Origin of the sequence: Bacillus sp. FSL R5-0416, assembly GCF_037975425.1 — a bacterium.
GTDB lineage: Bacteria > Bacillota > Bacilli > Bacillales > Bacillaceae > Bacillus > Bacillus subtilis.
In genome coordinates this window covers 4102530-4115454 of the sequence record NZ_CP150252.1, presented here as the reverse complement: position 1 = coordinate 4115454, position 12925 = coordinate 4102530, and the positions used below count along the sequence as shown (strand labels likewise).

Below are 12925 nucleotides of genomic sequence, written 5' to 3'. Positions count from 1 at the left end.
TTCTGTAAGAAAGACAACGGTGAACCATGTATACGTTACCGTACATATATCGAAGATCTGTCTAATGATTGGGGGTGTCTTTTGTGCCGGAATCTGCCGAAGCTCAAGTGAAAGAGGCGTTGCTGGCCTTATTGAAAGATAGAGATATTCAACACATCACAATGAAAGAAATCGCTGAGAAGGCCAAAGTGAGCCGCGGATCGCTCTACCTTTATTATGAGGATAAGTTTTCAATCATTGAGGATGTGATCGAAGACATGAAGGAAGGACTGGGCAAAGCGCTTTTTGACGCCTTCAGTCATATGGATACCCTTCATTTGAACAAAAAACGGCAAACGGTGCATCCGACGCTGTCTTTTGTTCATGAGCATCGATCCTTTTTTTCTGTGATGATGAACAGAGGGCATTTCCATCGTTTTTTTAGGGATGTGTTTCAGCAGGATGTTCTGCTGACTCCGGTCCATGTGAATTTGACGCCGATCGAACGGGAAATTTACGGACATTACCGGGCCTTGTACACGTACGCGATTATCCTGTATTGGCTGAATGAGGATGCGGCCGCGACTCCGGAAGCTATCAGCCAAAAGGTATGGGAGCTTGTTTCTCAAAAGAGATTTTATTGGCTGTTTGGACAAGCTGTGCCAGGAGAGCGAGAGAAGAACAAGCAAATCGACAGGCGTGTGGTTCGAACGAGAGAGGCGCTCCAGAAGGCATTTCTGGACGTGCTGGCGGAGAAAAAAGACTACGCAGCCATCACGATTTCGGATATTACCCGGAAAAGCAATATCCGCCGTGCAACCTTTTATGATCACTATGCCAATAAGGAGGAATTGCTCCAAACCATGATACAGCGATCATGTGCGGAGATCATTGATCACCTGACGATTGCCTCCAGCCCGAATGAATTTTCCTTAAAGGAAGCGGAGAAGGCGCTCGCCAGTCTGCTTTCTGCTTTGTCAAACATGCCCATTGTCCATTTTCTCAATCGGGAATGGGGTGTTCCTCATGTGATACCTGATATGTTCAAAGCGCTGGAATCGTTTTATCTGCATCAGCAAACTGATATTCACGCAGAGAAAAAGCTTTATGCCCATTATGTATCCGCAATGATTATCGGGTTGCTTTTGTATCGGCTGGATGAAGGAAAGGCGCATCCGCCTGAAGTGCTGGCGAGGGAATTTTTGCAGTTTTTGGATGTGAAAAAGTATAAAGTTGTATTGCTTTGAAAGACAAAAAGAGAGGGACATCCCCTCTCTTATTTCGTTTCTTTCTTCCATTTCTCATCAATCAGCATTTTCCCTGGCCATGTGTATGCCATGATGCCGCCGTCTGCGGTGATGTCCTCTCCTGTGACGTATGAGCTGTCGTCTGACGCGAGGAACAGGGCCACTGTCGCCATTTCCTTCGGCTGGCCGAGGCGGCCGAGCGGCGTGACCCATTTGTTGGCTTCGCGGAATTTTTCACCCATTTCCTGTTCTTTGGTGCCTGCTAATTTGTCAATCAGCGGGGTTTCGATCGTACCCGGTGAAATGGAATTGACGCGGATGCCGTTCCGTGCGTAGTCGATCGCCATCGCTTTTGTCAGGTTGGTGATGCCGCCTTTTGCTGCGTTGTAACCCGAGCGGTCAAGGTCCGCGGCACGGCCTGACATGGAGGAGGTATTGATGATGGAGCCTCCTTTTTCGAGCATGAGCGGAATCAAATATTTGCTGCAAAGGAATGTGCCGCGCAGGTCGACGGCGATAATGCGGTCAAACAGGTCAACCGGATATTCGTGCACCTTTCCGCCTTCCTGATCAACGCCGGCATTATTAAACAGAATATCAATCGTTCCGCATGCATCCTTGATTTGATCAGCAAATGCTTTCACACTGTTTTCATCTGACACATCGAGGTGAAAGGATTCGGCCTGTCCTCCGTTTTTTCTGATTGCGTCAACTGTTTCTTCCATTTGATCTTTATTGATATCTCCGATGATCACACGCGCGCCTTCATTGGCAAAAACCTCTGCCGTCGCTTGCCCAATGCCTGTCGCGGCGCCTGTGATCACTGCTGTTTTGTTTTCAAGTCTTCCCATGTTACGAGACCTCCTTTTTCTATTTGTCTTCCCGCTATGTGCAGTGATAAACATGCGAGAAAAGAAAGGCCGGCATATGTTAAGATGAATTAGAAATTGTTGGGAGGTTTGTATGTGTGAAGGTACAGCATAAGAAGGAGCTCAAGTTTTATTGCTTCATTACCATTCCATCTGCATTTGTTGTGCTGACTGTCATCTCTTTTTTATTGCAAGAGATTACGTTTCCGGTGACTGCAAGCGCATTTCTGAATGCTTCATGGCATAATCTATTGTTTTTGATACCGTTCGGTTTGTTTTTCTACCCGGTGCATATATGGATGAAGCGGGAGTTTGGCTACTGGAATGACACAGAAAAAAAGAGAGGATGATGAAGCCTCTCTTTTTTATGAGAATGAGTGAGAAAAAGAGTGAAAACAAATCCAACTAATGTTAAATTTACATATATATGCATCTATCAATCTAATTGACAATTGTCATCTTATGTGATAAATAGATGCTGAAAAGGGTTTACATAATGGTAAAGGAGCGATCAAGAGTGGCGAAAAAAGAGTTTAAAGCAGAGTCTAAACGCTTGCTGGATATGATGATTAACTCCATTTATACCCAAAAAGAAATTTTCCTGCGCGAGTTAATCTCCAATTCGAGTGATGCGATTGACAAAATCTATTACAAAGCGCTTACGGACGATGCGCTTACGTTTGATAAAGACAGTTACTACATAAAGGTCGCAGCTGACAAAGATGCGAGAACATTAACCATCTCTGATACGGGGATCGGAATGACAAAGGATGAGCTTGAACAGCATCTTGGAACAATTGCAAAAAGCGGTTCCCTCGCGTTTAAAAAGGAAAACGAGCTGAAAGACGGACATGACATTATCGGGCAGTTCGGTGTCGGTTTTTACGCGGCATTTATGGTTGCCGATGTCGTGACAGTCATCAGTAAAGCGCTTGGCAGCGAAGAGGCTTATAAATGGGAGTCTGCGGGTGCAGACGGCTATACGATTGAGCCGTGTGAAAAGGATTCTGTCGGTACAGACATTATCCTGAAAATCAAAGAGAACACAGAAGATGACAGCTATGACGAGTTTTTAGAGGAATATCGTTTAAAAGCGATCATCAAGAAGTACTCCGACTTCATTCGCTACCCGATCAAAATGGATACAACCATTAATAAGCCGAAGGAAGGCAGCGAAAATGAATTTGAAGAGGTGCAGGAAGAGCAGACGGTCAACAGCATGGTGCCGATCTGGAGAAAAAACAAAAGCGAGCTGACAGATGAGGATTATGAAAAATTCTATGCTGAAAAGCATTACGGGTTTGATAAACCGCTCACACACGTTCATATCAGTGTGGATGGAGCCGTTCGCTACAACGCGATTCTATTCGTCCCTGAAAACATGCCGTTTGACTACTATTCCAAGGAATATGAGAAAGGCTTGGAGCTGTATTCCAATGGCGTGCTGATCATGAATAAGTGCGCAGACCTGCTACCGGACCACTTCAGCTTTGTGAAGGGCATGGTCGATTCTGAAGATCTGTCGCTGAATATTTCCAGAGAAATGCTGCAGCATGACCGCCAGCTGAAGCTGATCGCGAAAAACATCAGCAAGAAAATCAAAAGCGAGCTGCAAAGCCTGTTGAAAAAAGACCGAGAGAAATACGAGACGTTCTATAAGTCGTTCGGCAGACAGCTGAAATTCGGCGTGTACAATGATTTTGGCGCGAATAAGGATCAATTGAAGGAGCTCCTATTATTCTACTCTTCAAAAGAGAAAAAACTGGTCAGCTTAGACGAGTATGTTTCCAGAATGCCAGAGGAGCAGAAATACATTTATTACGCGACCGGTGATTCTTACGACCGCATTGAGAAACTGCCGCAAACGGAAATGGTGGCGGACAAAGGCTATGAAATCCTCTACTTTACTGAGGACATTGATGAGTTTGCAATTAAAATGCTGGCTTCTTATCAGGAAAAAGAATTCAAGTCCGTATCAAGCGGAGACCTTGGCATAGACACGGATGAGGATCAAAAGCAGTCCGAGGAAGAGGAAAACAAGTATAAGGATCTGTTTGAGGAAATGAAAAACATTCTGTCAGACAAAGTGAAAAACGTCAGAATCTCAAAACGGCTTAAATCACATCCAGTCTGCCTTGCTGCTGACGGCGAAGTGACAATTGAGATGGAAAAAATCTTAAACGCGATGCCTGACAGCCAAAATGTGAAGGCGGAAAAAGTGCTGGAAATCAACCCGAATCACGAGGTATTCCAAACGCTGCAGGACGCGTTTGAACAAGATAAAGAGAAGCTGAGCCTGTACACAAACCTTCTGTACAATCAGGCGCTTCTCATCGAAGGCCTGCCGATTCAGGACCCTGTGGAATTTACGAACAATATTTGCAAGGTCATGGTGTAAACAGAAAAAGGAATCGTCCCATAAGGAGACGATTCCTTTTTTTATAATGTACGCTCATTCAGCATTTGGTTTTGGGTGCTTTTCTTCTTTTTAAACCGGTTTTTCAGGCTTGCTTCAATTTCCTCCAAGCTTCGCCCTTTGGTTTCCGGCACCATGTAGAAAGCGAAGAAAAATGAGAGAAGACAAATGACTGAGAAAACCATAAAGACCCATGCGATGCCCATTGCGCTTAGCATCAGCGGGAAGACAAGCGAAACGATCAGGTTAGCCGCCGATAACACCAAAGTCGTGAACCCTGTCGCGGCTCCGCGTGCTTTGGATGGGAAGAGCTCAGGCATGAGCACCCACACTACCGGACCCCATGTCGCCTGGTAAAAGACGATATAGACACCTAGAAAGACTACTGTCATCCACGCTGTTGATGCGGAAAGTCCGAGCGTTAGGAGCACGCCTGATAAAGCAGCAAGGCTCAGTGTGATGCCGACACTTCCCCAGATCAGAAGTTTTTTGCGGCCGACACGGTCAATTAAGATCATGGCAGTGATACACATGATGACGTTGAGGATGCCGATTCCCATTGTGCCGAGCGCCGAAGCTGATGTGCCAAGACCGGCCTTCGTAAAAATGGTTGGCGCGTAGTAGATGACCGTGTTAATGCCGACCGCCTGCTGGAAAATGGCAAGGCCGACGCCAATCAGAAGCATGGGGCGAATCCATTTGGCTTTCAGCACGCCGAGTGTCGTTTCTTTTTTCTCCGCTTCCCCTTGCTTCATCTCTGCCAATTCCATTTCGATGTCTTTGGGGTCATGAGTGATGTTCATGATGCGTCTCGCTTCTTCTTCACGGCCGCGCTTCACGAGCCATCTTGGCGATTCCGGCATGAACGCGATGCCGATTAATAGAAGCACGGCAGGCACTGCGGCCAGACCGACCATCCAGCGCCACGCTTCAAATGGTGTGAACAGGTAGTTAACGATATAGGCGAGCAAAATCCCGGTGACAATCATTAAGTTGTTCATTGTGCCGAGTGTCCCGCGAATTTTCGTCGGTGCCATTTCGGAAAGATACACGGGCACAAGTGCCGTTGAACCGCCGACGGCCAACCCGAGTATCACCCTAGATGCAATCAGCATGCCGATTGTTTGAGAAAATGCGCAAGCGAGCGCACCGATAATAAAAATGATGGAAAGGACAAATACAACCTTTCTCCTGCCCCAGCGGTCTGAGCATGTGCCGCTCAAGGCAGAACCGAAAATCGCGCCAAGGAGCAGCATGCTGACAACCAATCCTTCTGTCAATGTCGTTAAAGGAATATCGTTATTGATAAACAGGAGTGCTCCGGAGATAACGCCTGTATCGTAACCATATAGCAGTCCCCCTAAAGCGCCGAAAAAGTAGATCATATATTTCCTTGTGTCTTTCTTCACAAATGTCTCCTCCTCAGTTGTTGAGCCAATGAGTATCTAAAAATATGTAACAAAGTTAATAGATTAGTACCCATTTCCTATCTCATTTGAAACATTTGTTTTGAAAAAACGGAAACGTTAAAGCCAAAAGAGATGATCACAGATCCGCTGAGTTTAGGAAAAACGAAATAACTTTATGCTCAGAGAAACCATTAAAAAAACCTTACCCGCGCGGAGTAAGGTTTGATTAAGACATTTTTATTCTTCTGCTTCGTTGACGAAAACCAAGGCGGAGAAGCCTTTTTTCTTATCAAATTGCAATTCAACGACGGTAACGTCCGGATTGAAGTTGTGGTATTCCTCTAAGAACTGAATAATGCCTTCTGAAATGTCATCTGACATAAGCTGCTTGTGGTGCAGGCCAAATGTAGCTTCAGCGAAGAACCCTGTACGCTTGTTATAAGATAGCTCCTTTACTTCAACGTCTTCAGGGTAGATATCTTCTTCATTGGAAATATACACGCAAATTCCGTCTATAATTTCTTGCTCATTTAATATTAATCTCATTGCCTAAAATCTCCTTCTGTACGTCTTTGGTGCTTTAAATGCGCGAATCAGTGCGATGACAATGATTAAAATAATAATTAAAGCGATGATATCCACGATCCAGGCAATGGGTGAAGCGCCATAAGAAACATAACCTGGGCCTCCGACTGGATGATAGGTGTAACCCCACGGGTGCATCATGCTGATCATGAACATACCCATTGTAAATCCGCTATAATATCCAAACCATCCTGATGGCGCGAAACCTGCGTGATAGTAATGATTGACTGAAACATAACGTCCGCCAACATAAGCTTTAGACGTTTTTCCGCTGTATGTCTTTCCGGTTACTTTTGATGTAGCGCCGGAAAAGGTGCCTGACGATTTTTTAGAGCTTGATGAACTTGCCTTTTCCGAAGGCTTCTTTTTAAGCGAAATCGATGATGATGAATCGTCAGACGTCTTGGATTTTTTGCTAGAAGAGCTTGATCCTGAGCTGTAGCTTGATTTCGGGCTTGATTTATAGCTTCCGCTGTATGACGAGCTTGAACTTCGGCTGCTGTAACTAGATGATGAGCGGCCGCTAAAGCTCTTTGCATGAGAAATCGTTGATGGCAGCAGTACACCTAAAGCAACGGTTACTGCAACTAAGGCTTTTACATATTTAAGTTTCATTCTGTTTCCTCCATAGACCATCGAAACGGTCCGCTATTCTGACCAGCAAATAAAAGAAGCTGGGTCAGCTTTATTTCATATGAGCTAGATGATATGAACGTTTCATACTTTTGCTTTCTCAATCACTTTCTTTCTGAGATAAACTACCTTTATTTTATCGGATTTATGGCTCATTTTGTAAGGTTTTGCTTCAAAATCAGTTATTTAGGAATTTATCGCACAAAAAAACAGCCTTCTCCATTGGAGAAGGCTGTTTTCTTCTTATGCGAACAGCTTATCAATAAATGAAATATCCTCTTGAGAAAGCGTCACGTCGGCTGTTTTGATGTTATCAATCAGCTGATCGGCACGTTTTGCTCCCGGAATTAAAATATCAATTTCCGGTCTTGCTAAATACCAGGCCAATACGATGTGAGGGATATCCACGTTGTGTTTTTCGGCAATCGGCGCAAGCTTGTTGACCTTTCTGATATTTTCTTTGAAACGCTCGCCCTTGAAGTGTTCCTGTTCGTTTCGCAGGTCGCCTTCTGGGAACGTTGTATCTTCTGTATACTTTCCTGCCAATAAACCTGATACGAGCGGGAAGTAAGGGATAAATGAAATATTATGCTCCTTCGTATACGGGAAGAATGTTTTTTCCGCTTCACGGTTTAACAGGTTGTATTCGCCTTGCAATACATCTACCAAACCGTCTTTGTTTGCTTCTTTCAATTGCTCTAAAGAGAAGTTGGATACACCGATGGAGCGGATTTTTCCGGCTTTCTTCATCTCATTCAGCGCGTTAACGGCTTCATCCTTAGGCGTATGTTCGTCAGGGAAGTGAATGTAGAACAAATCGATATAATCGGTATTCAAGCGCTTCAGGCTTTCATCAACTGATTTTTTAAGAAATTCTGGTGAATTATCAAAGACAAAGTCATTGCCTTGTTTTCTGTGAGCGGCTTTTGTCGCGATGACAACATCTTCACGGTTGAATTCACGCAGCACTTCACCAATTAATTCTTCGGAACGGCCGATCCCGTAAATGTAAGCGGTGTCTAACATTGTCACGCCATTACGGATCGCCTCGCGCACCAATTCTTTTCCGGTTTCTTCATTTAGGTTCGGGTAGAGGTTATGTCCTCCGACAGCATTTGTTCCTAATCCGATAGGGAATACCTGCAAGTCTGATTTTCCGAGCTTCGCTTTTTTCATGATCTGCCTCCTAGAATAAAATGGATGATAGACTCTCAACACTATTGTAAACGTTCGGCCAGATGAATGCCGATTTGATGCTCATTGCAGTACTGCGTGTACTCGTCGTCTAATGGCTGAGAGGTCACAATGCAATGCAGCCTGTCAAACGGCGCATATGTCAGAAGCGTTGATTTTCCGAATTTAGAATGGTCAGCCAATAGATACACTTCTTTTGCTTTTTCCGAAATCCTCTTTTTAATTTCATACTCCAGCAGATCCGAGTTGGTCAATCCGTGTGTCAGCGTCGTTCCGGTAGCGGACATAAAGGCTTTGTTGATATTGTACTTATCAAGCATAGCCGGGTCGTCCATGCCGACAAAGGAGCGGGTTTTTCTCTTATAGTTGTTTCCGATAATGATTAAGTTGATATTCTTCAAAGCTGACGCCGCATTGATAATGTCTAAACTGTTGGTTAAGATGGTGACATTTTTGGCTGGATCAAGCGTATCAAGAATAGACTTTGTCGTCGTTCCTGAATCAATGAAGACCAAATCGTGATCTTCAATAAATCGGGAAGCATAATGGGCGATTTTTGTTTTTTCATCCTGGTGCTGAATGGTGCGATTTTCAAAAGGAACTAATGCGGTTTTTTCAATAGATGTTACGCCGCCGTATACTTTTTCAATCGCACCCTTTTCTGTTAGCTTGTTGATATCACGTCTGACTGTGTTTTTGGAAACATTGAACACCTGGCACAGCTCATCTAAGGAAACAGTGCCATGCGATAAAATGTACTCCTCCATTTCCTGAATCCGCATCAGTTTCATATTAAAAACTCCTTCTTGAATCTTTACGTAACATAAATATATAATAAAAACCAAAAGTTAATCAATAGTTGCTTAAAAAATGATAACATCGGTGTATATCTTTTTCAAGATTCGGCGGGCTTCTCTTACCTCTCTTACTTGATTAAAAGATTAATATAATAAAAATAATGAAAAAATTTAGTGTTTATGATTGACTTATGGGTATTATGCGATTAGAATATAACCAAGAAATGACCAAAAAGTAACCTGTTGTGCATGAAATGGTTGCTTGTATGTAAATATGCATCCGCCATTTATTTTTTTGGTTTTTTTGAAAGCGTTTAATTCTTGGCTTGCTGAAAAGTGGATATTGATATGAATCTATCCGGAACCATCCATACAAGTGTATGTGTTTACTAATGAAGGAGGCAATAAGAATGGCAGAAATCAGAAAATTAAAAAACTACATCAACGGTGAATGGGTTGAAAGCAAAACAGATCAATATGAAGATGTCGTCAATCCGGCGACGAAAGAAGTACTATGCCAAGTGCCGATTTCTACACAAGAGGATATTGATTACGCAGCGCAAACGGCTGCTGAAGCATTTAAAACATGGTCAAAGGTGGCGGTTCCGCGCCGTGCCAGAATTCTATTTAACTTCCAGCAGCTGCTGTCTCAGCATAAAGAAGAACTTGCTCATCTAATTACCATTGAAAACGGAAAAAACACGAAAGAAGCTTTAGGTGAAGTGGGACGCGGGATTGAAAACGTAGAGTTCGCCGCTGGAGCACCTTCCCTGATGATGGGTGACTCACTTGCTTCCATCGCAACGGACGTTGAAGCGGCGAACTACCGTTACCCAATCGGAGTTGTCGGCGGAATCGCGCCATTCAACTTCCCGATGATGGTTCCTTGCTGGATGTTCCCGATGGCGATCGCGCTCGGCAACACATTTATTTTAAAGCCGTCTGAGCGGACTCCGCTATTAACAGAGAAATTGGTTGAGCTTTTTGAAAAAGCGGGCCTTCCGAAAGGGGTATTCAACGTCGTATACGGTGCGCATGACGTTGTAAACGGCATCCTCGAGCATCCCGAAATTAAAGCGATTTCATTTGTAGGCTCCAAGCCAGTCGGCGAATACGTCTACAAAAAAGGAAGCGAAAACTTAAAACGCGTTCAATCTCTGACTGGCGCGAAAAACCATACGATTGTCTTGAACGATGCGAATCTTGAAGACACGGTCACAAACATCGTTGGAGCTGCCTTCGGTTCTGCCGGTGAACGCTGCATGGCTTGTGCGGTTGTGACAGTTGAAGAAGGAATCGCCGATGAATTTATGGCGAAGCTGCAGGAAAAAGTGGCGGACATTAAAATCGGTAATGGCCTTGATGACGGCGTGTTCTTAGGACCGGTGATTCGCGAAGACAACAAGAAGCGCACGCTCAGCTATATCGAAAAAGGTCTTGAAGAAGGTGCCAGACTCGTATGTGACGGACGTGAAAATGTGTCAGACGACGGCTACTTTGTCGGCCCGACGATCTTTGACAATGTCACAACAGAGATGACGATCTGGAAAGATGAAATTTTCGCTCCGGTCTTATCTGTCATTCGTGTGAAAAACCTGAAAGAAGCGATTGAAATCGCCAATAAGTCTGAGTTTGCGAACGGCGCCTGCTTGTTCACATCCAACTCAAACGCAATCCGCTACTTCCGTGAAAACATTGATGCGGGAATGCTAGGAATCAACCTTGGGGTGCCGGCTCCAATGGCGTTCTTCCCATTCTCAGGCTGGAAATCTTCATTCTTTGGAACGCTGCATGCGAACGGAAAAGACAGCGTCGACTTCTATACACGTAAAAAAGTGGTGACGGCAAGATATCCTGCACCTGATTTCAACTAAACGACGAACAGCCGAACGGCGTCCATGTGCGCTGTTCGGACTTATTCTGCCAATAGAAAGAGGAGGGCTTCTCTATGAGTTATTTGTTGCGTAAGCCGCAGTCGCATGAAGTGTCTAATGGGGTCAAACTCGTGCACGAAGTAACGACATCCAACTCTGATCTCACTTATGTAGAGTTTAAAGTGTTAGATCTTGCATCAGGTTCAAGCTATACAGAAGAATTGAAAAAACAAGAAATCTGTATTGTGGCGGTAACGGGAAAAATTACAGTGACAGATTATGAGTCGACTTTTGAGAATATCGGCACGCGTGAAAGCGTATTTGAACGAAAACCGACAGACAGCGTCTATATATCAAATGACCGTGCATTTGAGATCACAGCGGTCAGCAACGCAAGAGTGGCGCTTTGCTATTCTCCATCGGAAAAGCAGCTTCCGACAAAGCTGATCAAAGCGGAAGACAACGGAATTGAACATCGCGGGCAATTTTCAAACAAACGTACTGTTCATAACATTCTTCCGGATTCAGACCCTTCAGCTAACAGTCTATTAGTAGTTGAAGTCTATACAGACAGCGGCAACTGGTCCAGCTACCCGCCTCACAAACATGATCAAGACAACTTGCCGGAAGAATCTTTCTTAGAAGAAACGTACTACCATGAGTTAGACCCGGGACAGGGCTTTGTATTTCAGCGCGTATACACAGATGACCGTTCTATTGACGAGACAATGACTGTGGAAAATGAAAACGTTGTCATCGTTCCTGCGGGATACCACCCGGTAGGCGTTCCGGACGGATACACATCCTACTATTTAAATGTCATGGCAGGGCCGACGCGAAAATGGAAGTTTCATAACGACCCGGCGCATGAGTGGATTTTAGAACGCTAACAAGTGAGGAGTGGCTGTTTACGATGAAGTATACATTCAATGAAGAGAAGGCTTTTGACATTATTGCCATCGGCCGGGCATGTATTGACCTGAACGCAGTGGAATACAACCGCCCAATGGAAGAGACGATGACATTTTCCAAATACGTCGGCGGTTCACCTGCGAATATCGCGATCGGCAGCGCGAAGCTTGGCTTAAAAGCGGGCTTCATCGGCAAAATTCCGGATGACCAGCATGGAAGATTCATAGAGTCCTATATGAGAAAGACCGGCGTTGATACAACACAGATGGTTGTTGATCAAGATGGACACAAAGCAGGCCTTGCATTTACAGAAATCCTCAGCCCTGAAGAATGCAGCATTTTAATGTATCGCGATGATGTGGCGGATCTTTATCTTGAGCCTTCAGAGGTAAGCGAGGACTATATCGCAAATGCGAAAATGCTGCTTGTTTCCGGGACAGCGCTCGCCAAAAGCCCGTCACGGGAAGCGGTATTAAAAGCTGTTCAATACGCGAAGAAGCATCAGGTTAAAGTGGTGTTCGAACTGGATTACCGCCCGTATACGTGGCAGTCATCAGATGAAACAGCCGTTTATTATTCTTTGGTTGCCGAGCAGTCTGATATCGTCATCGGCACACGCGATGAATTTGATGTGATGGAAAACCGCACAGGCGGAAGCAATGAAGAATCCGTCAATCATTTATTTGGCCATTCAGCCGACCTCGTTGTCATCAAACACGGCGTCGAAGGCTCTTACGCATACAGCAAATCCGGCGAGGTATTCCGCGCCCAAGCGTACAAGACAAAAGTGCTGAAAACCTTTGGAGCTGGTGACTCCTATGCGTCAGCCTTTATCTATGGCCTTGTCAGCGGAAAAGACATTGAAACGGCATTGAAATACGGCAGTGCTTCAGCTTCCATTGTGGTGAGCAAGCACAGTTCGTCAGAAGCGATGCCGACTGCGGAAGAAATCGTACAGCTTATTGAAGCACAGTCATAATTGAAAAAGATCGAGTAAAGGTGGGATCGTT

The 12925-nt window shown here is 44.6% G+C and carries 12 protein-coding genes; 6 read left to right on the top strand and 6 right to left on the bottom strand.

The window, feature by feature from the left end; translation table 11 throughout:
• Nucleotides 1–83 precede the first annotated feature (83 nt).
• Nucleotides 84–1226 carry a TetR/AcrR family transcriptional regulator gene (locus NYE20_RS21665; protein ID WP_161621100.1) on the top strand — a complete coding sequence of 381 codons (1143 nt, stop codon included), beginning with the start codon at nucleotides 84–86 and terminating at the stop codon, nucleotides 1224–1226.
• A 29-nt stretch (nucleotides 1227–1255) separates the two neighbouring features.
• Here the strand turns inward: NYE20_RS21665 and NYE20_RS21660 are convergent, their stop codons facing one another.
• Complete coding sequence (locus NYE20_RS21660; protein WP_064671723.1) at nucleotides 1256–2077, bottom strand: SDR family oxidoreductase; 822 nt, start codon at nucleotides 2075–2077, stop codon at nucleotides 1256–1258.
• 116 nt (nucleotides 2078–2193) lie between these two features.
• Here NYE20_RS21660 and NYE20_RS21655 point away from each other — a divergent pair, with 116 nt between their 5' ends.
• Nucleotides 2194–2445 (top strand): hypothetical protein, encoded by a 252-nt coding sequence (locus NYE20_RS21655; RefSeq protein WP_161621101.1) that lies wholly within the window; start codon nucleotides 2194–2196, stop codon nucleotides 2443–2445.
• Nucleotides 2446–2612: 167 nt separating this feature from the next.
• Nucleotides 2613–4493: a molecular chaperone HtpG gene (htpG, locus tag NYE20_RS21650; protein ID WP_049140855.1), complete on the top strand. Its 1881-nt coding sequence runs from the start codon at nucleotides 2613–2615 to the stop codon at nucleotides 4491–4493.
• A 41-nt stretch (nucleotides 4494–4534) separates the two neighbouring features.
• Here the strand turns inward: htpG and NYE20_RS21645 are convergent, their stop codons facing one another.
• From NYE20_RS21645 to iolR, 5 genes are all read right to left on the bottom strand, one after another.
• Nucleotides 4535–5920 carry a sugar porter family MFS transporter gene (locus NYE20_RS21645; protein ID WP_049140856.1) on the bottom strand — a complete coding sequence of 462 codons (1386 nt, stop codon included), beginning with the start codon at nucleotides 5918–5920 and terminating at the stop codon, nucleotides 4535–4537.
• A gap of 237 nt (nucleotides 5921–6157) precedes the next feature.
• Nucleotides 6158–6466, bottom strand: coding sequence for a YxcD family protein (locus NYE20_RS21640; RefSeq protein WP_128740866.1), 309 nt, complete (start codon nucleotides 6464–6466; stop codon nucleotides 6158–6160).
• Between the two features lie 3 nt (nucleotides 6467–6469).
• Entirely contained in the window at nucleotides 6470–7120 is a 651-nt protein-coding gene (locus NYE20_RS21635; RefSeq protein WP_003244225.1) for a hypothetical protein, read from the bottom strand.
• Nucleotides 7121–7381: 261 nt separating this feature from the next.
• On the bottom strand, nucleotides 7382–8314 hold the full coding sequence (locus tag NYE20_RS21630) for an aldo/keto reductase (protein ID WP_003227049.1): 933 nt from the start codon (nucleotides 8312–8314) through the stop codon (nucleotides 7382–7384).
• A 41-nt stretch (nucleotides 8315–8355) separates the two neighbouring features.
• The gene (iolR, locus tag NYE20_RS21625; RefSeq protein ID WP_038828963.1) at nucleotides 8356–9123 is read right to left on the bottom strand and encodes a myo-inositol utilization transcriptional regulator IolR; all 768 of its coding nucleotides are present in this window, start codon (nucleotides 9121–9123) and stop codon (nucleotides 8356–8358) included.
• 416 nt (nucleotides 9124–9539) lie between these two features.
• Between iolR and iolA the strand changes: the two genes are divergently transcribed.
• The 3 genes from iolA to iolC all read left to right on the top strand — a co-directional run bounded on the left by iolA (nucleotide 9540) and on the right by iolC (nucleotide 12894).
• Nucleotides 9540–11003, top strand: a complete 1464-nt coding sequence (iolA, locus tag NYE20_RS21620) for a methylmalonate-semialdehyde dehydrogenase (RefSeq protein ID WP_032725032.1) — start codon at nucleotides 9540–9542, stop codon at nucleotides 11001–11003.
• A 74-nt stretch (nucleotides 11004–11077) separates the two neighbouring features.
• Nucleotides 11078–11893 (top strand): 5-deoxy-glucuronate isomerase, encoded by an 816-nt coding sequence (iolB, locus tag NYE20_RS21615; RefSeq protein ID WP_064671726.1) that lies wholly within the window; start codon nucleotides 11078–11080, stop codon nucleotides 11891–11893.
• 23 nt (nucleotides 11894–11916) lie between these two features.
• Entirely contained in the window at nucleotides 11917–12894 is a 978-nt protein-coding gene (gene iolC, locus NYE20_RS21610; protein ID WP_014478485.1) for a 5-dehydro-2-deoxygluconokinase, read from the top strand.
• The last annotated feature ends 31 nt before the right edge of the window (nucleotides 12895–12925 follow it).

Excerpts from the sequence above, each read along its gene's own strand:
- NYE20_RS21660 (WP_064671723.1), bottom strand. The coding sequence starts at position 2,077 with ATGGGAAGACTTGAAAACAAAACAGCAGTGATCACAGGCGCCGCGACA.
- NYE20_RS21640 (WP_128740866.1), bottom strand. The coding sequence starts at position 6,466 with ATGAGATTAATATTAAATGAGCAAGAAATTATAGACGGAATTTGCGTG.
- NYE20_RS21635 (WP_003244225.1), bottom strand. The coding sequence starts at position 7,120 with ATGAAACTTAAATATGTAAAAGCCTTAGTTGCAGTAACCGTTGCTTTA.
- NYE20_RS21630 (WP_003227049.1), bottom strand. The coding sequence starts at position 8,314 with ATGAAAAAAGCGAAGCTCGGAAAATCAGACTTGCAGGTATTCCCTATC.
- iolR (WP_038828963.1), bottom strand. The coding sequence starts at position 9,123 with ATGAAACTGATGCGGATTCAGGAAATGGAGGAGTACATTTTATCGCAT.
- iolA (WP_032725032.1), top strand. The coding sequence starts at position 9,540 with ATGGCAGAAATCAGAAAATTAAAAAACTACATCAACGGTGAATGGGTT.
- iolB (WP_064671726.1), top strand. The coding sequence starts at position 11,078 with ATGAGTTATTTGTTGCGTAAGCCGCAGTCGCATGAAGTGTCTAATGGG.
- iolC (WP_014478485.1), top strand. The coding sequence starts at position 11,917 with ATGAAGTATACATTCAATGAAGAGAAGGCTTTTGACATTATTGCCATC.